General features: G+C 59.7%; 21 protein-coding genes and 1 pseudogene. 13 read left to right on the top strand and 9 right to left on the bottom strand.

What is annotated here, in order from left to right; genetic code table 11:
* Positions 1-15 precede the first annotated feature (15 nt).
* Both CP49_RS15205 and CP49_RS15200 read right to left on the bottom strand, forming a co-directional pair.
* On the bottom strand, positions 16-2946 hold the full coding sequence (locus tag CP49_RS15205; protein WP_057851039.1) for a bifunctional [glutamine synthetase] adenylyltransferase/[glutamine synthetase]-adenylyl-L-tyrosine phosphorylase: 2931 nt from the start codon (positions 2944-2946) through the stop codon (positions 16-18).
* A complete protein-coding gene (locus tag CP49_RS15200; RefSeq protein ID WP_057851038.1) occupies positions 2943-4409 on the bottom strand; it encodes a sensor histidine kinase in 1467 nt (488 codons plus the stop codon). The genes CP49_RS15205 and CP49_RS15200 overlap by 4 nt, the downstream gene beginning before the upstream one ends.
* Before the next feature lie 180 nt (positions 4410-4589).
* Between CP49_RS15200 and CP49_RS15195 the strand changes: the two genes are divergently transcribed.
* The 4 genes from CP49_RS15195 (at position 4590) to CP49_RS15180 (ending at position 7943) form a co-directional block, all read left to right on the top strand.
* Entirely contained in the window at positions 4590-5864 is a 1275-nt protein-coding gene (locus CP49_RS15195; protein ID WP_082646033.1) for a tyrosine-type recombinase/integrase, read from the top strand.
* 408 nt (positions 5865-6272) lie between these two features.
* Complete coding sequence (locus CP49_RS15190) at positions 6273-6914, top strand: hypothetical protein (protein WP_156438443.1); 642 nt, start codon at positions 6273-6275, stop codon at positions 6912-6914.
* A complete protein-coding gene (locus CP49_RS15185; protein ID WP_057851035.1) occupies positions 6911-7657 on the top strand; it encodes a hypothetical protein in 747 nt (248 codons plus the stop codon). The genes CP49_RS15190 and CP49_RS15185 overlap by 4 nt, the downstream gene beginning before the upstream one ends.
* 49 nt (positions 7658-7706) lie before the next feature.
* On the top strand, positions 7707-7943 hold the full coding sequence (locus CP49_RS15180; RefSeq protein ID WP_057851034.1) for a hypothetical protein: 237 nt from the start codon (positions 7707-7709) through the stop codon (positions 7941-7943).
* Positions 7944-8379: 436 nt separating this feature from the next.
* Here CP49_RS15180 and CP49_RS15175 read toward each other — a convergent pair whose 3' ends face one another.
* Both CP49_RS15175 and CP49_RS42815 read right to left on the bottom strand, forming a co-directional pair.
* Positions 8380-8880 carry a hypothetical protein gene (locus CP49_RS15175; RefSeq protein WP_057851033.1) on the bottom strand — a complete coding sequence of 167 codons (501 nt, stop codon included), beginning with the start codon at positions 8878-8880 and terminating at the stop codon, positions 8380-8382.
* A 486-nt stretch (positions 8881-9366) separates the two neighbouring features.
* Positions 9367-9630: a helix-turn-helix domain-containing protein gene (locus CP49_RS42815; RefSeq protein ID WP_082646032.1), complete on the bottom strand. Its 264-nt coding sequence runs from the start codon at positions 9628-9630 to the stop codon at positions 9367-9369.
* A 188-nt stretch (positions 9631-9818) separates the two neighbouring features.
* On the opposite strand from CP49_RS42815, the gene CP49_RS15170 reads away from it, so the two are divergent.
* Together CP49_RS15170 and CP49_RS44655 are read left to right on the top strand one after the other, a co-directional pair.
* A complete protein-coding gene (locus CP49_RS15170) occupies positions 9819-10163 on the top strand; it encodes a hypothetical protein (RefSeq protein WP_057851032.1) in 345 nt (114 codons plus the stop codon).
* 272 nt (positions 10164-10435) lie between these two features.
* Positions 10436-10606 carry a hypothetical protein gene (locus CP49_RS44655; RefSeq protein WP_156438439.1) on the top strand — a complete coding sequence of 57 codons (171 nt, stop codon included), beginning with the start codon at positions 10436-10438 and terminating at the stop codon, positions 10604-10606.
* Positions 10607-11024: 418 nt separating this feature from the next.
* Here CP49_RS44655 and CP49_RS15160 read toward each other — a convergent pair whose 3' ends face one another.
* Positions 11025-11339, bottom strand: coding sequence for a hypothetical protein (locus CP49_RS15160; protein WP_057851030.1), 315 nt, complete (start codon positions 11337-11339; stop codon positions 11025-11027).
* Positions 11340-11542: 203 nt separating this feature from the next.
* Here CP49_RS15160 and CP49_RS15155 point away from each other — a divergent pair, with 203 nt between their 5' ends.
* Positions 11543-12586 carry a PIN domain-containing protein gene (locus CP49_RS15155; protein WP_057851029.1) on the top strand — a complete coding sequence of 348 codons (1044 nt, stop codon included), beginning with the start codon at positions 11543-11545 and terminating at the stop codon, positions 12584-12586.
* A gap of 78 nt (positions 12587-12664) precedes the next feature.
* Positions 12665-13165, top strand: coding sequence for a DUF2321 domain-containing protein (locus tag CP49_RS15150; protein WP_156438437.1), 501 nt, complete (start codon positions 12665-12667; stop codon positions 13163-13165).
* A 146-nt stretch (positions 13166-13311) separates the two neighbouring features.
* Here the strand turns inward: CP49_RS15150 and CP49_RS15145 are convergent, their stop codons facing one another.
* Positions 13312-13584, bottom strand: coding sequence for a DNA -binding domain-containing protein (locus CP49_RS15145; protein ID WP_057851027.1), 273 nt, complete (start codon positions 13582-13584; stop codon positions 13312-13314).
* A gap of 214 nt (positions 13585-13798) precedes the next feature.
* On the opposite strand from CP49_RS15145, the gene CP49_RS15140 reads away from it, so the two are divergent.
* Positions 13799-14080 carry a hypothetical protein gene (locus CP49_RS15140; protein ID WP_057851026.1) on the top strand — a complete coding sequence of 94 codons (282 nt, stop codon included), beginning with the start codon at positions 13799-13801 and terminating at the stop codon, positions 14078-14080.
* 531 nt (positions 14081-14611) lie between these two features.
* On the opposite strand, the pseudogene CP49_RS47340 reads toward CP49_RS15140, so the two are convergent.
* A pseudogene (locus tag CP49_RS47340) lies at positions 14612-15038 on the bottom strand (hypothetical protein).
* A 765-nt stretch (positions 15039-15803) separates the two neighbouring features.
* On the opposite strand from CP49_RS47340, the gene CP49_RS15125 reads away from it, so the two are divergent.
* Genes CP49_RS15125 through CP49_RS15115 form a run of 3 tightly spaced genes read left to right on the top strand, consistent with a single transcriptional unit; the run spans position 15804 to position 16951 of the window.
* Positions 15804-16004: a hypothetical protein gene (locus CP49_RS15125; RefSeq protein WP_057851023.1), complete on the top strand. Its 201-nt coding sequence runs from the start codon at positions 15804-15806 to the stop codon at positions 16002-16004.
* Between the two features lie 30 nt (positions 16005-16034).
* Entirely contained in the window at positions 16035-16697 is a 663-nt protein-coding gene (locus CP49_RS15120) for an SOS response-associated peptidase (protein WP_057851022.1), read from the top strand.
* The gene (locus tag CP49_RS15115; protein ID WP_057851021.1) at positions 16694-16951 is read left to right on the top strand and encodes a hypothetical protein; all 258 of its coding nucleotides are present in this window, start codon (positions 16694-16696) and stop codon (positions 16949-16951) included. Before CP49_RS15120 ends, CP49_RS15115 begins: the two co-directional genes overlap by 4 nt.
* A gap of 24 nt (positions 16952-16975) precedes the next feature.
* Here CP49_RS15115 and CP49_RS46010 read toward each other — a convergent pair whose 3' ends face one another.
* A complete protein-coding gene (locus CP49_RS46010) occupies positions 16976-17356 on the bottom strand; it encodes a hypothetical protein (protein ID WP_063791696.1) in 381 nt (126 codons plus the stop codon).
* A 716-nt stretch (positions 17357-18072) separates the two neighbouring features.
* Here CP49_RS46010 and CP49_RS15105 point away from each other — a divergent pair.
* Entirely contained in the window at positions 18073-18525 is a 453-nt protein-coding gene (locus tag CP49_RS15105) for a hypothetical protein (protein WP_057851020.1), read from the top strand.
* Positions 18526-18563: 38 nt separating this feature from the next.
* On the opposite strand, the gene CP49_RS49605 is transcribed toward CP49_RS15105, so the two are convergent.
* The gene (locus tag CP49_RS49605; RefSeq protein WP_057851019.1) at positions 18564-18962 is read right to left on the bottom strand and encodes an ATP dependent DNA ligase; all 399 of its coding nucleotides are present in this window, start codon (positions 18960-18962) and stop codon (positions 18564-18566) included.
* Positions 18963-19001 lie beyond the last annotated feature (39 nt).

Raw genomic sequence — 19001 nt, 5'->3', positions numbered from 1 at the left:
GGCGGGGCGGTATCCTCAGCCCACCAGCGCCTGGAACACCCGTCTCACCTCGGCCTGGGTTTCACGTACTCGCGCTTCCAGCGTCGAGAAATCAGGCGTGTCGCCGGCGCGCGCCATCACGCGCAACAGGTCCTCGCCCGAGGTCTCCGGATTAAACTTGCCGGTGACGCAAAGCCTGAGGATCTGCGTCAGGTCGTGATAGAGCCGCGCCGCCGAGCGCAATATCTCGGCGTCGGATTGCGGCAGCACGCCGAGGCGCGCCGCGTTGTCGAGCACCTGCAGCGTGGAGACGCTGAGGATTTCGGGTTTTTCCGAGGCGTGAACGAGCTGCAGATACTGCGCGATGAAATCGATATCGACGAGCCCACCGGCGGCGAGCTTGAGATCCCAGATGTCGTCCTCACCTTTTTCCTGCGCAATCGCGCGGCGCATGTCGGCGACATCTCCCGCCGTGCCGGAAGCGTCGCGCGGCCGGGTCAGCGCGCTGCGGATGATGGCTTCGATCTTCTGGCGGAACGCCGGAGAAGCCGAAATCACCCGCGCCCGGGTCAGCGCCATGTGCTCCCAGGTCCAGGCCTCGCGTTCCTGATAGTCGGCAAACGAATCGATCCGCGACGCCAGCGGTCCCGCGCGGCCCGACGGACGCAGCCGCATGTCGACTTCATAGAGCACGCCGTAATTGGTCCGCGTGGTGAACGCCGAAATCAGCCGCTGAGTCAGCCGCGCAAAATACTGCGCGCCATGCAGCGATCGCTCGCCATCTGAATCAGGATTGTCCGGGTCGAAATCATACAGCAGGATCAGGTCGAGGTCGGAGGACGCCGTCATCTCGCGGCTGCCGAGCCGGCCCATCGCGAGGATCGCAGTCTCCTGCCCCTTGATGCGGCCGTACTGGGTGGCGAACTGATCCCTGACCAGACCGTGCACGGTGTGCACGATGCCCTCTGCGACGTCGGCAAAGGCAACGCTGGCCTGTTGGGCGGAAACCGTGCCGGACAGGATGCGCGTGCCGATCAGGAACAGGCTCTCCTGGCCGAACAGCCGCAGGCGATCGAGGAAGTCTTCGTAGGAATCCGCGTCCTTCAGTGTCGTCGCCAGCCGCGCCGACAATTCCTTCTGGTCCGGCATCGCGCCGAAGAAACGGGGATCGATCAAGCCGTCCATGATCTGCGGCTGGCGCGCCAGCATGTCGCCGAGCCGCGGCGCTGCGCCGAGGATCAAGGCCACCAGCGCGACCAGGTCGCGGTTCTGACTCAACAGCGAAATCAGCCGGCCGCCGCGCTGCAAGGCGCCGAGAAAGCGATCGAACGCGGTCACAGCGTCGTCGGGGTCTTCGGCATGCGCGAGGCCGTCGATCAGGCCGGGCACGAATTCGATGAAGGCGGCCTTGGTCGCTTCATTGCGGAGCGCGCGATAGTTGCCCTGCATCCAGAGCTGCAACGTCCCGGCCACCGCGACCGGCTTCTTGAAACCGAGCGTCGTCAGGTGATCGAGCAGCCGCGCATCCTCAGGGCCTGCGGCGTAGTTGAGCTGCGGTAGCTTCACCGTGCCGGTCGGATCGCCCTCGAACAGCTTGCCGTAATGCCCCTGCACGATGTTGAGATGGCCGAGCAGATCTTTCGCAAAGGCGGCCCGGCTCTCATAGCCGAAGAAGTTTGCAAAACGCTCCACGGCCTCGGCATCTTCGGGCAGTGCATGGGTCTGCTCGTCGCAGATCATCTGCAGCCGGTGCTCGACGCGGCGCAGGAACTCGTAGGCATCAGTCAATTCGTCACAGGCTTGAAAGGTGATCCAGTTACTGGTGGCCAAGACCTGCAACGCATGCAGCGTGGGGCGCACCCGCAATTCCGGATGGCGGCCGCCGGCAATGAGCTGTTGCGTCTGCGCGAAAAACTCGATCTCGCGGATGCCGCCGCGGCCGACCTTGACGTTGTGACCTTCGACCGAAATCTCGCTCTGGCCGCGATAGGTCTGCATCTGCCGCTTCATGTCGTGAACGTCGGCGAGTGCGGCAAAGTCCAGATGCTTGCGCCAGACGAACGGCGAAAGCTCTGCGATCAGCGCCTCGCCGGCCCTGGCATCGCCGGCGCAAACGCGCGCCTTGATCATCGCGGCGCGTTCCCAGGTCCGCCCCTCCCGCTCGTAATAATGCAGCGCCGCCTCGGTCGAAATCGCGACCTGCGTCGAGGCGGGATCGGGCCGCAGGCGCAGATCGACGCGGAACACGTAGCCGTCGCCGGAGCGCTGCTGCAGCAGACGGGCAAGCGCCTGCGTCACGCGCACGAAGAACGGCGCCGGCTCGATGTCTGCTGCCAGCGACGTCGCGGCGGGATCGAAAAACACGATCAGATCGATGTCGCTGGAATAGTTCAGTTCGCCGGCACCCATCTTGCCCATGGCGAGCACGATCAGGCCAGAGCCCTCCTCCGGCCGGTCGTGATTGAAGGCGGTCATGCGGCCGCGCGCGACCTCCTGACGGAGCAGGAAGCGCAGCGCCGTCTGCACGGAAACGGTTGCAAGACCGGTCAGCTCCGCCGTTACCCTCATCACCGGCCAGACCCCGCCGATGTCGCACAACGCGATCAACAACGCGGCCTCCGACTTCATGCGGCGAAGCAGATGCATGACGTCGGCCTCGCCGGCGGCTGTGAGCACGTCACGCGAGGTTTTCTCGATCAGCGCGGCGAGATGCTGTTCCGGGTCGCATGCCAACAGGCGGAGCAGCCGCGCGGCATCGGCGCGGATCAGGTCGAACAGGTATGGCGAGAACTCGACGATGCCGAGCAGGATGGCCCGGACCGGCGGCCGATCCAGCCACGCGCCGATCTCAGCCGCCTGCTCCGGCTGCAGTTCGGCGAGCCAGTGTCCCAGGCGTTGTTCGGCGTTGCTACTGGCGGTGAGATGCGGCCCGCTCACGAACCGCGCGGCCAAGGCGGAGGCATTCATGCCACCTTCTGTGGCACATCCGGCGTTTGGGCCGCAAGCCTGTCACCCGCGGCGGATAGCGCCGGGATCACCAGCGTCGCGGTCAGGCCGGGATGCGAATCGCCGAGCCTGAGTTCGCCGCCATGGAGCGTGGCAACGGCGTTGGCCAGGCTGAGGCCGAGGCCGGAACCCGGCAGCGTCCGGCTCGCCTCGAGCCGTACGAACCGCTCCACCGCGTGCTTGCGATCCCCCTCGGGAATGCCGGGCCCGTGATCGGTGACGCTGAGCAGCACGCGGTCGCCCTCGCGCCGCGCCTCGATCAGAACCTCCCTGGTGCGCGCAGCCGCGGCAGGATCCAGCGGCTGCACCACAGGCGACGGCTTGCCGTATTTGATGGCGTTCTCGACCAGGTTGGCGAGCGCCTGGCTGATCAGCTCACGGTTGCCGTGCAGCCGCGCGTTCGCGGTCCTGACGCGCAGGGTCATGCCGTCGTCTTCGGCCAACGGCTCGTACAATTCGTGGATGCCCTTGGCGACGTCGGCCGCGTCGAAATCATCCATGTTGCCGCGCGCCTGCCCGGACTCGGCGCGCGCGATCATCAAGAGCGCGTTGAAGGTGCGGATCAGGCCATCGGATTCCTCGATGGTCCGCTCCAGCGCCGCGCGGTATTCGGCCTCGCTGCCGGAACTCGCCAGCGCCTCCTCGGCTCGGTTGCGCATGCGCGTCAGCGGCGTCTTCAAATCATGGGCGATGTTGTCGGAGACTTCCTTCAGCCCCATCATCAGCGTCTCGATGCGCTCCAGCATGGCGTTGAGGTTTTCCGCGAGGCGATCGAGCTCGTCACCGCTGCGCCCGACCGGCAGGCGCCCGGAAAGGTCGCCGGCCATGATGCGCCGTGTGGTGCCGGTCATGGCGTCGATCCGCTGCAGCACCCGCCGCGCCACGAAGATGCCGCCGCAGATGCCGAGCACGATGACGACAAGCAGCGACCATTGCGCGGCTTTGGCGACGATGCCGAACAGACGCCGCCGCTCCTCCAGGTCGCGGCCGACCAGAAGACGGAAACCGTTGGTGAGCTCGGTGACGCGCACTAGTGCGCGATGCTCCGCCGTGTCCTGCTCGTCGAGCCGGCGATAGCGGGTTTCCGACCAGCCGGTCGAGGCCATCACGCCCGGCGCCAGCGCACCGACATTGCCGCCGATCGCTTTCCCCTCAGGCGTGGTGACGAGATAGAGATTGGCGCCCGGCCGCAGCGCCCGGTTCTCAATCGTGGGGACGAGTATGCGCAAGCCGCGGCGCGTATAGATGTCGACGATCTCGCCGGTCTCGGCGTTCACCGTCGCGGTGATCTGCTCGTTGATCATCCGTCGCGTATTCCAGGCGAAATAGCCGAGCAGCGACGCGGCGAACAGCGCGAACAAAAACAGATAGACCAGCGTCAGCCGGAACGCCGTGGTGCGGATCAGCTTACCGAAGGCCGTCACGGATCATGTATCCCTCTGAGACCTATCGCACGCTTTCGTCCGATATCGCCCACTATCATAGAACATCTTACTTTTCAGTACATTAGATGCGTATCTCATCGTCAGCTATCGCATGCTCTCGTCCGTCCTCGGCCGTACAGTGGTAAAAAACTGGTAAACACTTGGCCTAGGGCCTTGGAAATGATCCGTGACGGCAATAACCTCACAGTCCTCCCGGGGAACTCACCCGGCTCGCATGGGGGAGATGGTATCGTGAGGCTCAACGCTTCCCAAATTAAGATTCTGCAACCCGGCGCCCATGCAGATGGGGGTGGCCTCTATGTCATTGTTCGAGACAACGGTGCCAGATTCTGGGCTTTCCGCTTCATGGGCAAGGACGGCAAGCGCGCCCTCATGGAGTTCGCCGCGGTCGGCGACAAGGAGGGTCAGCTCTCGCTGAGCGAGGCGCGCGACCAGGCGCGCGCCTACCGCCTTGCACTCAAGAAAGACGGCATCGATCCTCGCCACAAGAAGAGGATCGATGACACCACCGGAACGACTTTCGCGGACTACTGGAATAGCAAATACAAGGCTTGGTGCGCGGGCAAGCACCCGGATGAGGAGAAGGCCTGGCAGCGCTCGCTGCGCGATGTGCCCAACCTGCACAAGCTCACACTTCACGAGATCGACACGCCCCACATTATCGAGGCGTTGAAGAAGATCTGGCACGAAAAGCCGATCACGGCGAACCGCACGCGCGGGCGCATCGAGCGGCTGCTCGACGCAGCTAAGGTCGAAAGGCTGCGGTCCGGAGACAATCCAGCGGCGTGGCGGGGCAATCTCAAATTCATGTTCCCCCCTGCTCGCAAGCTGAACAAGAAGCGCGGCCACGCATCGGTGCCTTACGCGAAGGCGCCGTCCCTGATGGCTGCACTCTACGACGACCCCGGCCGCGTCGCGCGCTGCGTCGAAGTCGGCATCCTGACGGTGACGCGCAGTCAGGAAATCCGCTTGATGGAGTGGACCGAGATCAACTTCAAAAAGCAGACCTGGCTGATCCCCGGCGAGAAAATGAAAATCAAGGAGGACGGCGAGCAGAAGCCGAGAGATCACCTCGTGCCGCTGACCGATCAGGCGATAGCGATTATCCAGTCCATGCCGCGGCTCGGCCGGTACGTCTTCCCGTCTGACCACACCGTCGAGCACCAACCGTTCTTCCCAAACGCGCTCACCAACTGCATCAAGCGTGCCGGCTTCGCTGCGACCATGCACGGGATGAGGACCAGCTTCCGGAACTGGGGTGCGGACGACTCGGAACACAACTTCCGGCGCGAGGTGCTTGAGTTCTGTCTTGCCCATCGCGTCGGCGATGAGGCCGAACGGTCCTATTGGACCTCCGACATGATCAACCGCCGCCGCGTCGTGATGGAAGCGTGGACGAACTTTGTGAAACCACAGAAGAGGTCGCACAGATAGAAAACTTGGAAACCGGGCTGCCCTAAAAGGGAAAAGCCCGCAGGCTGCGATCCTGCGGGCTGCTTAATCCATTGAGCCGGGCGCCAACCCGACTCGCCACCAACACACATTCACGACGGAACCGTGAACATGATGCTCCAGAATATACAGGCACCCGACTCGCCGCGCAACAGTCGTGGTTGCAGCGAGACCGACGTTCTCGTCGCCCGCGGGCGACTCTCCAACGCCAAAATGTGGTTCGCCCATCGCCGATGGGACGTCCTCCCGGACAACGAGAGGGGTCGGCGAATCCTTCAGTGGGGTGCCGACCACGCCTGGCTGGCCGGGCCGGCAAACCCGAGGCGCTCCGTCCGCAGATGGTGTCGGCGCTGGGCATCACGGCTGACCGATGCCGAGCTAGACGACATCGTGGCCGCGGCCGCTGCATCAAACAAGCGCTGGACCAGCGACCAATCCGCTATGGTACTCGAGATCACCGTGCGCGACCGCGAAGCTCTTCAACTCTGGTTCTTCGGCGCCGACGATGATCCGCATTTTGAGCAGCGGATCAAGCTGAAGCGAGCGAAGGGCGCTGCACGAGCCCGTAAGTGCCGGGCGGCTCGGAGCACCGGCCGCAAGCGCGGCCGCCCTGCGCTTGAACTGTCGCCGGAAGAGATGGCAGCTCGCATTCGGGAACAAAACGCCGAGCGCCAGCGACGTCGCCGCGCGTCACGGAAAAATCCGTCACGCGACATAATAGATATAGGTAGCGTTACGGATTTAAGCGTGACGCTGCCCCAGACCCCCATCCTCCTTCCAGCTCCGCTCGACGTCCGCCGCGCGCCTCAAGCGCGACGGCCGCCCGTCCCGAACGAGGCGATCGTGATGCTCGAGCTCGTGGAGGCAGAACTACTCCCCGAAACCAAGATCGTGATGCCAAAGCAGCCGGAGGTGATCGAGCTGATCCCGATCAAGGCTCGGCTCGCTCCGGCTCGCCGGCAGCCCGTCCATCCCGGCGTGCTGGAGAGGTACCGAGCGCAGGGCAATGCCACGTTCGGAGGCAAACTATGAGTAATCTGCCGATGATCGTTAATTCATCGAATCTCGAACTTGCGGGTCCCCGCGGCCTGATGGCCGCGATGGAGCCGTATCGAGTGGCAGCTTCCCTTTCGGCCGCCTTCGATCAGGTGGACGGCGACGAGCTCAGGGACCTCGTTCGCACGAACCGCATCGGCACCCTCCGGCCCCTCTGGGATGCCGACGATGATCCGGTGAAGCTTTGGCGCTACGCCGACAAGGCCGAGTATTACATCCAGCGCCTACCGACTCTGACCGATGTTGAAGCCGCGCGTCAGGTCGTGCGCACCGATATCGAGACGGAACCGTCGATCGAAGTTCGGTGCGCGCTGGTCTACACCATGCTCGACGCCTGGAACGTCACGGCGACGCCCACGTACGTCCAGATGCTATCGTCGAAGCTGGGCCACTCGCCACGGCGTCCAACCGAAACGCACGAGCGCACGCGGCGCTGGTTCCCCACGGCGGCAATAGCCGCCGCGGTCGACGACGTGGTGACGACCTTGAAGCCGGAGCACGGCAGGCCGGTCTCGATCGCCGACATGCTGGACGTCGCCGGCCGCCACGCCAGCGAACTGATCCGGCTTGAGACGGCCCTCGAAGACCTCACCACGGCGATCCCGGTGCTCAGCCGGATTACCGAAGCGGTCGCGGACGTTCCACGGCCACCGAGCCTAAGGCCGCGCGGCTGGACGCCACCCCCGATGGACCCCGATGAGGAGCCGTTACCGTTTTGACAACCGCGCCGGGCGGGTCCCGGCCATTTCCAGAAGGAGAAAACCGACCATGACTGACGACCACGACGACCTCTATTTCAGAGTGTCCGTCATGATGTCGGTCATGGTCGAGATCTCCGGGTGCGGTGGCGATTCGTTAGTTCTTTCAGAGGTTCCGGAAGGCTGGACAGCCGATTGGGTCAACACCATTTGGCACCTGAAACGGCAGGATTTCAGAAAAGCGTGTTCGTTGGTCATTCGCCCTGCCAAGATCTTCGGACCGCGCCTGCAGCGCTCCTTGATGTGAGTGGCCTCAATCTCGAAGGGCAGCGGGGCTGTCGATCAGGCCTCAGATCACCCTCTAGTTCGTCCGCCGGTGTCACTCCGTTACCCGCATAGTGTTTCCTCGTCGCCCCATCCGCGGGCGAGTAGATACAAGCGAAGCGCTCGCCGGTGGCCCATGAAACGGACGGCCTACTCGAGGACGTTGCTCGTTCTGCGGAATATACTGATCAGGCGTGCCTGTGATCGGGTTGAGCGCCATCATATCCATCTGCATTCCGCGCTTTTCGAGATCCTTCAACCCGGACCCGATCGCGGCGCCCCTCGGGTATGAAGACTCATCGTCGTTCTTCCAAATGTAGCCTTGGTGCCGTGCCAACCCGCCTAGAGACCACGCGGAGCCTAGACCTGAAAGCACCGATTGCAGTCTTCCGCCATGCTGCACATTACGAGGTCAGAACCTAATTTACACAACCTAACGGTATGCGGTAGCCGCATTCGGGGTCTTGGGCAATGCGGAGCGGATCGGTGACAGGCAGCCACCGCATCATCAACGCTGCGGCATCCCCATCAACCAATTTGGGATTAGAGCTGCGCATGACAACTTCGATAAATCGGTCGAAAAATAGCTTGGCCGTTGCAAGATCGTTCATCTCGGCACTGGAGGTTGCGGCCTCGGCGAAAACGTTCAGTGTTGCTTCACCAAGGAATGCAGGTTCGTGGTTAGTTGCGATCCACGTCAGCTTTTCCAGTTCAGCTGGCGGGATCATGTCTAGGGTCAATAGGAGCTGATTGAGGTACCTGAGATGAGTATTACGCCAGCTCCGCCACACGCTGTCGCTATACTCGTGATGAAATCTGTGCGCCGGCAAGGTGTCGACGCGGATTTGATCCAATTCGATTGCAGCAGCGAATCCTCTGAAAAAAGCACGTAGGTCTTCTGCAGTTAGGAGCTTAACCATCAATCTCTCCTCATTTCGGTTGCTGGGAAAACCGCTGTTTGAAGCCGCTCGATTTGATCTTCATTGAGGACTTTCCTTACTCCTGTTCTCAGATTGATTCATAGCTCCGCCCTTCCTCTCCGGTTTAGAAGCCGGAGGACCACTGCAAAGCGGGGCCCGTCACGTGAGAAGCTAGGTACTCGTTACCATTTGGCCCTCTTTGGGGTGCTCTCGCTCCGCATGCCGGTGGTCATCCCGTTGACGACGCTTCTCGACTCTTGATTGGGTGCCGAGTCACCGCATGGCGAGGCGCAGCGGCAACCGCCGAGCAGACGGAAAGCAGGCATGGCGGCGAGCGCTTCGGCCCGAGATCTGCTAATCTCGGGTCCTGCCACCACAACCGTCAAGACCAGGTCGATTTGGATGACGTTCTGCGGATGTCCGAACAGCTCCGACGCCTAGATGAATTGGCGGGCCCACCACGACTGCCCCTATCGCGAAGAGACGTTATTTGGATCGACGTTGCCGCTTCGCGAGCCGAACTCCGATCCCTCCACCATTCTCAGGTATGAATTCAATCCCGCCTTCTCGAAGGGCAGATAGAACAGCTTCTCGGGTTTCCGCACGGCCGCCAAGCTCTCCGTCGGCAGCTTCGAGTCTCTTGATGGTTGGCGCTGAGAGGCCGGAGCGAGCGGCAAGATCATCTTGCGCCCAGCCCAGCAGCGCCCTCGCCGCCTTTATTTGACGAACTGATACTTTTAGTATTGACACCTATCCCCCGGGATGCGATACTTTTCGTATCAATTGCTTAGCGCCAAGGAAGCCGAACCTCGTTGACTGTACGGCTTCCCGCGGCCCTTCGTCAGAATCGACGGTGACGCACCATCGCCCGTAGCGGCGGAATAACTACCCGCATGCTAGGCAAACTACAATGCGATAAAGAGTGGATATCCCTTGAAATGCCAAGGAAAAGCAAAAAGTCGAGCCCTCACCCGGATGACTTTATGGTGGTGTCGGTAACCTTACAGTTTCAAGCTAAGCCCAATCCCAATGCCGAGGATCCGCCGCCCTTCGATTTCACAGAACTCCAAGAAACATTTCTAGCCGTCGATGCTGCGGAATATCTGGAAAAGATACTCGCCGCAATTCGAGATCGGCGGCTTTGCGGCTTCATGACGCAACAGGCTGCTGAGAGCCCGGTTGCTTCGGGCGATTGGATTGCTATGACGACCGAGGACCTCTTCGCTTCGATGCGCGAGGAGCATAACAAGACGTCGCGGACTGAGTCAAACGACGACAGCTGACCAGCTGTAGCTTCGACACGGACTTAAGTACTCGCAGTGACCTGCCGTGTTACGCAGTTAATCGAACCATGACTGGTCCAAGATTATATAAGTGCTCTTCTGCTGCCTCCATCATCGAAGCTCAGTCGCTTGTGCGCCGATGCGCTGAACCGCGCCCAGCCGGAGATGGCGTCAAAGCAGCTATCCGACGGGCTTCTTGCCGTCTTGATTTACCGTTTACGCGAACGAGGGATATCTGGTACGGCGACGCGCGGCGCATCGGAGCAGGAGAGATGGATCGGCTGCGTCGGGAAGCGCTCAATGCGGAGCTCATCGCCAGCATTGATGCGCTGAACAAATTGTCAGCATCGCGCGTGACGCATTCCCATCCAATGTTTGCCGATCTCATAGCCGCTCTCCAGCTACTCGGCTTAGCTGTGAACTCGTCTGTTAACGGTCGCTAGCATTGCAACCATCCGTACCGGCTCCCCATAAGATTAAACTTAAATTGATGCGCATGCGTCGATCGAATCTGTCTTAGATTAGCAGTCGGCGCACCCCTTCGATCATCCGCGTCCGAATTCCGAAGTAAGGAGTAGCGGACTTCTACTCCGCGGGTTGCAGGTTCGAATCCGCTGGGATCGCCAACGCCGCCGAGTTCTTCAGTGAAAACAATATAGTTAGTCACTGCATGGCAATCACGTTAGTGTCACCGGATGAGAACGTTTCGTGACTTTCGCCCGCTTCTTCTTCCGGCCCGCCGCGCTCTTCGCCATGGCCGCGTCTGCCAATCGGGCTTGGTTGGCTTCCTGAATGTAGGGCTCAACCTGTGCCAACGAGCTATGGCCGCTGACGGCCAGCAGTTCCGGACCCGTAGCACCATCATGCGCCAGCATCGTCAGCGCGGCTTTGCGAATTCTTCTGAGCGGCAGGCGTCGATTGCTTGGCGAGTTCGTCCGCAAGCCGCTCCCTGCCCTCTTTGGCTTGCAGCGTCGCAATCTGGTTATCACCGAAGCGGCGGCCGTTCGGTGTTGTGGTGTTCTGGAATCGCTTCAGGATCGCCGCGCGCATGTCCTGCGTCGCCTTGGCCAAATGCTCCGTAAACATCTCGTCTCTGAGATAGGCCTTGATCACGGCATCAACGGAGCCCGGCGCGTCACGATCGATTGGCTCAGCATCTTCACTCGTTGCCTTCATCAACGCATCATAGTGAGCGGTGAATTCAGCGCTGCACCGGAATGCCCTTGATCGTTGTCCGTTTGTGGCCCTTGCGGCGGAATGAATGCCGCAGCTTACCTAGCGGACTATCCACAGATAATCGTCAACTTGAGGTACTTCCTCGCCTCAAACGATGTTCTTTCTATCAAAAGATGCTCGCGATCTGCTCAGGCTGAGGACACATGGCACGACAGCGGAAGCCAGTTTTTTTGGTGGTGGACACCTGCGTTTGGCTGGATCTAGCGAAAGACTACAGCCAAGAGCCGCTTTTGAGCGCACTAGAGGACTTGGTGCGCATGAATTTTGTGAGCCTCGTCGTTCCGAAAATTGTCGTGGATGAACTAAGCCGAAACAAAGAGCGGGTGATCGAGGAAAGCGGACGAAGCATTGCAGGTACGTTGCGGCGCGCCAAGGAAATGCTCGCCCGGTACGGCGACGATGGCGACAAACAAGTCGCTATCCGACAGCTCACAGAGATCGATCAGAAATCTGTAAACTATCGTGATGCCGCAACCAAGGCGGTTGAACGAATTGAGAGATTGATCTCTGGCTCAGCCGAGATCGTGAGCATCACGCCTTCCATGAAACTCGCAGCGGCAGAACGCGCGTTGCAGAATAAGGCCCCATTTCATCGACAGCGCAACAGCATGGGCGATGCAACCCTGATTGAAGCATATGGAGAGGTTCAGCGGCGGGCAGTTGGCCACTATGCGTTTGTAAGTCACAACATCAAGGACTTCAGCAACGTCGGCGTCAACGAGCAGCAGCCGCACCCGGACATCGCTAAATTCTTTCCTAAGAGCAGGTCGAGATACTTCACCAAGCTGGGGAACGCGCTGAACGCTTATCGTCCTATCGAATTTCAAGACATCATGGTCGAACACACGTTGGATTTTCCTCCACGCCGGTTCATCGAAATAACGGAAGCAGTCAGCAAATTGCTTGATCAGGTTTGGTACAATCGACATCAGGTCTGGAACGAGAAACTTCAGGGCGGCGAAGCGGTGCTCATAGAGAACCATGAGGAGCGCGGAAGGGACCCCTTCGGACTGCGAATACATCGCAGCATTTGGGAAGGGGCCGAACGCTCGGCTAGAAAGATGGAAACTAAGTACGGCCCCGGAGAATTGGGGCCGTGGGATGATTTTGACTGGGGCCTGATCAACGGCAAACTGTCAGCGCTTAGGTGGGTGCTCGGTGAAGATTGGGACATGTTGGATACCTGAATTCCATTTCCGAAGCCGAGAGCCGCCAAGCAAATTTTATTCGCGTATGTTTTCCGAGCCAGACCCAGAGGCAACAGTATGTCCCTTAGCGATGCATGCTTCGATTTTGTTGAAGCGACAACAAGAGCCGCAGACGAACTAGGAAAATTTGTGCACTACTACTCTGCACCAAATTACCCCATTGCCTACGGAGCCGAAATTGATGCTCTCCGACGCGCATGTTTAGCTGTGAAGCAATCGCCGCCACATGATCCCGAAGCATTCGCAGAGCTGTTCCGCTTGGCTGTCTCAGTAATGAGGTTTCACGACGCTCCGCCTGATACGAAACAGAGCCTTCACCGTGAGGCCGAGATGAAGAGGCTGATAAAGCTGTTGCTGGACGCGCCGCTGGGTGAAGACGAGAAGGCTACAGTGCCTGCAGTTATTAAGAACGTAATGGATGAAACGACATCCACCCCAGCCGCCGCGGAACGTCTCAAATCCATGCTGTCGAAGGTAGGGAAATCGACCTATGACGTCGCAATCAAGATTATTGGCGACATCGGATCGGCAACATTGAAGAAAATGCTGGGCCTCTGAATTGTCCGTCGCAGGTCGGGGCCCGTGCCGGCGCCGTGGCAGGCGAATGTTTCGTTAAGATCTTCAGATCATTTTCTATGGTTTCTAGTTAGTGAATGGTTCGACGGAGCGAGAGCGCACTGAAAACTTGAGGGGCACCGCGATGATCAGGCACCACCTCGCAACAGATGGCGATAACCTTGCTCGGTCATCCATCTGGCACGCGAGAGATGGCTTTCGAACGCTATCCGCGCCCGGTCGGCCTCGTTGTCTGGGTCGATGCCCAGCACGATCCGAGAGACATCACGCCAGTCGGCGCCTTGTTGAGCAGCATCAAGCACGCGCATGTACGTGATGATGTGCTCCTCATCATATTCAGTGAGGGCTGGTCCGGCTGGCGCTACGTCAGCGATGCGTGGATCGAGTGGCGGCGTTTTCAAATGGCGTTCTCGACGACAGTGCGGCAGGGCACCACAAGTCAACGCCGGTTCTGCGTCAATTCTAAGTCAGCGATCTCGATTTGCGGATCGTGTCGTGTTCGTGATGCTTCAACCAGTTTAGCTTTTAAATATGCGTAATTCCAATTTTTGATTTTTGGAACGCCGTTCCCTCATGTGCGTTCCTATTGAGAGAGAAACCTAGCAGGAGCTCAGAATGATTAAAGCTCTTCTCGTTGCAACTTGCATTGCCGCCGTTTCGACGTTGGGCGTCGTCGGTGCATCGGCCCAGACCGGCGGATCGGCAACTCAGGAAGGTTCGACTGCAGCTAAGGACAAGATGGACAAGGACGGATCGATGCGGAAGGACGGGACCGGCGCAACCACCGGAACCTCCATGCCCTCTGCAAAAGATGCGAGCACGCAGGGCGCGGGCACGGCGGGCGCGGCAGAAAAAAAGGGCGACGCTGCATCGCCCGGTGGCACCATGAAGAAGTAGGCGAGACTAGTGCCCCGCAAGTGCGGGGCATTTTCTTTTGCGGATCAGAACCGCGCCGGTTGAACCCGTCCCGGTGCCTTCGCTTCGGGGCCGGGCGTCGTACCGGCCCCGTTATGGCGGGTGTGCGAAGCACACGGGTGCGAAGGGGTATCGCCCGAAGTGATCTGGTAGTGGGTCAGTTTGATGGTGACAGCCTTGGAGGGCTGGAAAACGGGACGGGCCGGGAGCATATTCGGCGGATGGAAAACGTACACAAATGCACTTCCGTTCTGCGGCCGCTAATCGCGGAGGCCAAGACGAACGGTATCCCTCTGGCAGAGAATGCCATCAACGAACTGGTGGCTGTGACGCCCGCGCCCCTTCAAAGGGATGCGTTGGAAAGCGTTCGGTCGGTAGTGAAAGCTCACCGTGACGCAGCCGGATCATCCAGTTCTCAATGCGACTTTGCCGATACCGTAAATGACTACATCGAGAAGCTAGTGAGGAGTCTCGTATGACTTCCGTGATCTAGGCACCGTCCGTATTTGACCCCTATCGTTCCTCATCAGGATGCACCCACTTATAGGGCGAAATCTCCCGCTGCTCAGTCAACTTGATCATGCGGACAGGTGGCTTGTAACGGCGCGTGCCGCAGGACCGGCACCGGAAGGACGGCTCTAGCTTCCAGATCGGCGTATCGCGCGCCCTGCGGATAGCATCAAGCGGCAGGCTCGCCCGTGTTTTGCATCGGCAGCATTCGATCTCCAGCCAGCCGTAACCGCCGTTCAGGCATTGACCTATCGTTGGGGACGGCTGAGCCGGGCCGCCATAGCCTTCCATGCGGACCGACCACGCTTCTTGCCTCGGCTCGATCCGCCTCTTGCGTGGCCTTCCTTGCGTTTTGGCGGGCCGTTTCGGCGCGCATCTTCGCGCCCATGATCCGGCCGCTCCATATGACCTCACGTTTCTTGGTGCTCATGACTGGCAATTACAGCGGTATGGCGCCGGACGCGCAATCTACGATCCCTAGAGATGACATCGTCTCCATGGCACTCCCACTTGGTCAAGCCAGCCGCGGCAGCGCCGGGAAAAAAGCTGCGAGAAAGGTTGGAACCGTGGAAGCGGAGAAGCGTCGAGTCAGGGCCAACTTACCACCTCCATTGAGGGTGAAATGGCCCTGCAGTTCAGCCGCATAGGTCCTGCGACGGAGCAACTGGAGATATGGAGCGCGAGCGAGCACGGCTTTTCGTTCGTAATCAGCAACGAGAGTAGCGGTGGGCCCGGATTTCACGGCAAGCCCGGCTTTGTAGCTTCATGGCGCCCTATCCATATTAACAAGCCTGCGATCAGGGTGGGCGGATCACCCTTTAAGACGTACGCCGAAGCCGAGAAGGCGTGTGAGGCCATGCTGGCGATCCTGACCAGATAGCTTCGGCGGCAGCCGACGCAAGCTGAAGAGGGACCAATGACTATTTTCGTTTGCGTCAACATCAGCAAGCAGATCGGAGACGAAATCACGTCAAAGTATTGGCAATGTTGATGCCGCAGAAAAGTGGTTCGAGGACGATCCTGAAGGCGTCGTGTTCGAGTGCGAGGTATTAGAATAGTCTTTGAACCGCGCGCCTCTGCCGTGCGCACTTGCCAGTGGTAAATCGTGAGCGCAGAATACTGGCTCGGTGTTGTTTTTTGATGCCCATTGCTCTTGCTCACAAACGTATGTTCAGTCGCTTTGGGAGAGAAGCATATGATGGACGTGTATTTGAACACCAAACGTGATCTGCTCGTTGTGAAGAAGGGATATCCGATGCCGCCCATCGCGGCGTTAGGAAAATGGCGTAAAAGCAAAAAGAGGGTCATCAAAGTCAGCGACGAGATCAGCTCCGCGCTCCAGAGGCAGGGCTACTACATGCGCAAGCTAAGTGACCTGCATAGTAATAGAGATTAGCGCAAGAACGAGCCTTCGCGGCAGGCTTCGATGTGCAATCTCTACAGCATCACCACAAACCAAGAAGCCATCCGCGCGCTCTTCCGCGTGATGAACCGCTATGTCGGCAACCTGCCGCCGATGCCGGGCGTGTTTCCCGATTATCCGGCGCCGATCATTCGCAATGCGGGCACCGAGCGCGAGTTAGTCATGATGCGCTGGGGCATGCCTCCACCGCCCCGCACAGGAGGGCCGCCAGTGACCAATATCCGCAATACTTCGTCACCGCACTGGCGAGGCTGGCTGAAGCCGGAAAGCCGTTGCCTAGTGCCGTTCAACAGCTTTGCTGAGTATGCGCCGGAACCGAACCCGGAGACCAAGAAGAAGGACGTCGTCTGGTTCGCGATCAATGATGATCGGCCGCTAACCTGCTTTGCGGGCATTTGGACCGAGTTCAAGGGCGATCGCGGCACTAGGTCGAAGCCCATTCCCGGACCGCATCTGGTCTATGGCTTTCTCACCACGTCACCGAACGCTGTTGTCGAACCAATCCATCCCAAAGCTATGCCAGTCATCCTGATGAGCGACGAGGAGCGCGACGTTTGGATGCGGGCGCCATGGGACGAGGCCAAGGCGCTGCAGCGGCCGTTGCCCGACGATGCGATCAGGATCGTCGCGCGAGGTGTGGACAAGGAAGACAAGGCCGCCGCATGAAGTACGCCACGGCTCGCCCCTATGCCGACCCGGAAAAAGCCGCTCGCCGAATCGTCGAAATCGCCTGCGGTCGAGCCGATTCAAGGGCGCATCCACATCGAAAAAAAATCAACGAGCCGTTTCTCTTCCGTGATCGCGGCAGCCCTGCCGAGTACGGCGCAGGCGTCAAACTCGCGATCGAGCGCGGCTGGCTTATGCACGAATCCGGCACTTTCGTAACATTCACGCCGAAAGGTGCCGAGTTGTTCGCGTGAGCAAAGTCGACGGCGGGAGTCGCCTCACTGTGGCATCTTGAACTCCGCGATCTTCCGCCCGCCGTTCCATAGTTCTACGTCGTGACCGTCCACGAGCAATTTGGCGCGCTGCTTGGCGGCTTCGTCATCGTCGCATTCAATGTCCACGCGACGGACTATATGGCCGTTCCAGCCGATCATGTAAGCTCGATAGGCGTGCATGGGTGCGCCTTTCTCACCTTGCAGCCCAGGCGACCGCAGCCAATCGTCGATGCGGCTCGCTGTGTCTAATTGCCTGACCTTCGTAGCAGACGCTTCATGCTCAGGCCCGTGCGGAGTGCCAGCCAGCTTCTCTTCTATTCTGGCTTTTTCGGCTGCGATTCGATCTTCAAAAGAGTGAGCTTTGGAGCGGACTCGGCGCTGCATGACTACCTCTCTCGATTAGGGGTCCTTCAATTAGGAGTCCTAGACCTTTGTGTTCACTGAGAACGCCGAGGCCAGCAAACGGATCCGGCGTTCCGTCTGGTATCCGACTCTAACAGTTGAATTTGGAGTCGGAAGAAGGCGGAACGAGCTTAGCACTTGCGCATTTATTCCCCGTGCCGGTCCACCCCCGGCACATTCCCGTGACAGCGGCCTCGGTCATCCCCCCGCCGGGGCCGTTTCGGTTCGTCAGGTTTAACGCCGGCCGCCGGCTCGTGCCTTCTTCTTTTTCCCGACCTTCTTCTCACGCCGCACGCCCTTGAACTTCTTGGCGGGGCTTCCTTTGATCTTTGTGCTCCGCCTCGAGCATGCTGGACCCGCCGACCGGGCGAACCTTCCACATTTCTAATGCAAGTGCGGTGACCGAACCTCGGTCTCTGAGAAGGTCAAGACGAAGTAAGGCCGCGTCAGTTGGCGGCCTGTTCATTTCTTCTGCTTACCGTGAGCGTCAAAACGGCCCCAGCGCCATCTCGGGAAAGCGCGCTGAGGCCGCCTTGCATGTGTCCAGTTCCTCCAGACGCAGAGCATAATTCCGGAACATTGCCGCTTGTTCCCGAAATTCTCGTGGCCTACTTTGAAATGGAGAGTGGCCCGTAGCGGAACTTTGCAGCGGCGTCATCGTCTACTGAACGGCTCGAAACCCGTGCAAAGAGACAACGGTGTTTGGTTGGTTCAAGCCCGATAGGCAGCGAGAGACGATCCGAGAGGATCGCAAGCACCTTGAAGCAAGGGCCCGCCGCCTATTGAAAAGTTACCTGTCTGCGGATGGCCCGCGAAAGCAACAGTATTACGAAGTGATCGCTGCAGCGGCTGCAGCGTGTCAGCCCGATGTTTCTGACCCGACGTTAGAAAATGTGCAACTCGCTGAAGCGGCCGCGGAAGCTGCCCTCAAGGTCGTTAGAGTGCGTGAGCCCCAAGCAATCGATGACAACGATCAATTAGCGGCATTGATCACTGATGCGTACGCAACGGTAGCCATTGCATACCGCCGTGCCTCTACCGCCTATACGGTTGATGAGGAGATGCAGCAGCTAGGGACTGCGGCTGTGCACCTACTCACAATGGCAATATCTTACACGGCAGCTCAAGCAGACGAAATTGCGCACAAGTGACGATCCGTTCGGTTGCGCACCAATCCCCTCTCTCAATCCTATTTCCGAAACAGCCCCTTAAACGAGCTAGCTCTCAGGAGACCTTCCGAGGTGATGTCGCGGTATTCGACGTCAGCGACGAAGGTTGGCTCAACCCATGTGGCCTGCCGCGCGATCCTTATCACACCTGCATGATCGCGAAATCTCGCGGACTTCCACATGAAGACTGTCATCAGTGGCGCTTGCTCGATCGCCTCGGCTGGTTCAGGGTCGTGAGGACGATGCGGGATCGCGGCGTGACCGTCTTTCACAGCCTGCGCCAAACGCCGAAGCTCGGGCAGCACAAAGGCGGTCGCAAGCTCGGCCTCACCGGCGGTCCCAGAGAGATATCGGCCGAGCTGACCGCTTTCAAAGCTCAAGTGGTCCAGCTCCGATAGTTCGCTTGCAAGTTCGCGCAATGCCGATAGCGTCGGCTCGGCGTGCTGAGATTTTCGATT

The sequence above is a fragment of the Bradyrhizobium valentinum genome (assembly GCF_001440405.1).
In the GTDB taxonomy this organism is placed as follows: Bacteria; Pseudomonadota; Alphaproteobacteria; order Rhizobiales; family Xanthobacteraceae; genus Bradyrhizobium; species Bradyrhizobium valentinum.
The sequence above is the reverse complement of the archived record's forward strand: the minus strand, read 5'-3'. Positions and strand labels throughout refer to the sequence as shown.

What these genes read in the sequence shown, in the direction of transcription:
- CP49_RS15205 (WP_057851039.1), bottom strand. Translation starts at nt 2,946, where the DNA reads ATGAATGCCTCCGCCTTGGCCGCGCGGTTCGTGAGCGGGCCGCATCTC.
- CP49_RS15195 (WP_082646033.1), top strand. Translation starts at nt 4,590, where the DNA reads ATGATCCGTGACGGCAATAACCTCACAGTCCTCCCGGGGAACTCACCC.
- CP49_RS15185 (WP_057851035.1), top strand. Translation starts at nt 6,911, where the DNA reads ATGAGTAATCTGCCGATGATCGTTAATTCATCGAATCTCGAACTTGCG.
- CP49_RS15180 (WP_057851034.1), top strand. Translation starts at nt 7,707, where the DNA reads ATGACTGACGACCACGACGACCTCTATTTCAGAGTGTCCGTCATGATG.
- CP49_RS15175 (WP_057851033.1), bottom strand. Translation starts at nt 8,880, where the DNA reads ATGGTTAAGCTCCTAACTGCAGAAGACCTACGTGCTTTTTTCAGAGGA.
- CP49_RS15170 (WP_057851032.1), top strand. Translation starts at nt 9,819, where the DNA reads ATGCCAAGGAAAAGCAAAAAGTCGAGCCCTCACCCGGATGACTTTATG.
- CP49_RS44655 (WP_156438439.1), top strand. Translation starts at nt 10,436, where the DNA reads ATGGATCGGCTGCGTCGGGAAGCGCTCAATGCGGAGCTCATCGCCAGC.
- CP49_RS15160 (WP_057851030.1), bottom strand. Translation starts at nt 11,339, where the DNA reads ATGAAGGCAACGAGTGAAGATGCTGAGCCAATCGATCGTGACGCGCCG.
- CP49_RS15155 (WP_057851029.1), top strand. Translation starts at nt 11,543, where the DNA reads ATGGCACGACAGCGGAAGCCAGTTTTTTTGGTGGTGGACACCTGCGTT.
- CP49_RS15150 (WP_156438437.1), top strand. Translation starts at nt 12,665, where the DNA reads ATGTCCCTTAGCGATGCATGCTTCGATTTTGTTGAAGCGACAACAAGA.
- CP49_RS15140 (WP_057851026.1), top strand. Translation starts at nt 13,799, where the DNA reads ATGATTAAAGCTCTTCTCGTTGCAACTTGCATTGCCGCCGTTTCGACG.
- CP49_RS15125 (WP_057851023.1), top strand. Translation starts at nt 15,804, where the DNA reads ATGATGGACGTGTATTTGAACACCAAACGTGATCTGCTCGTTGTGAAG.
- CP49_RS15120 (WP_057851022.1), top strand. Translation starts at nt 16,035, where the DNA reads ATGTGCAATCTCTACAGCATCACCACAAACCAAGAAGCCATCCGCGCG.
- CP49_RS15115 (WP_057851021.1), top strand. Translation starts at nt 16,694, where the DNA reads ATGAAGTACGCCACGGCTCGCCCCTATGCCGACCCGGAAAAAGCCGCT.
- CP49_RS46010 (WP_063791696.1), bottom strand. Translation starts at nt 17,356, where the DNA reads ATGCAGCGCCGAGTCCGCTCCAAAGCTCACTCTTTTGAAGATCGAATC.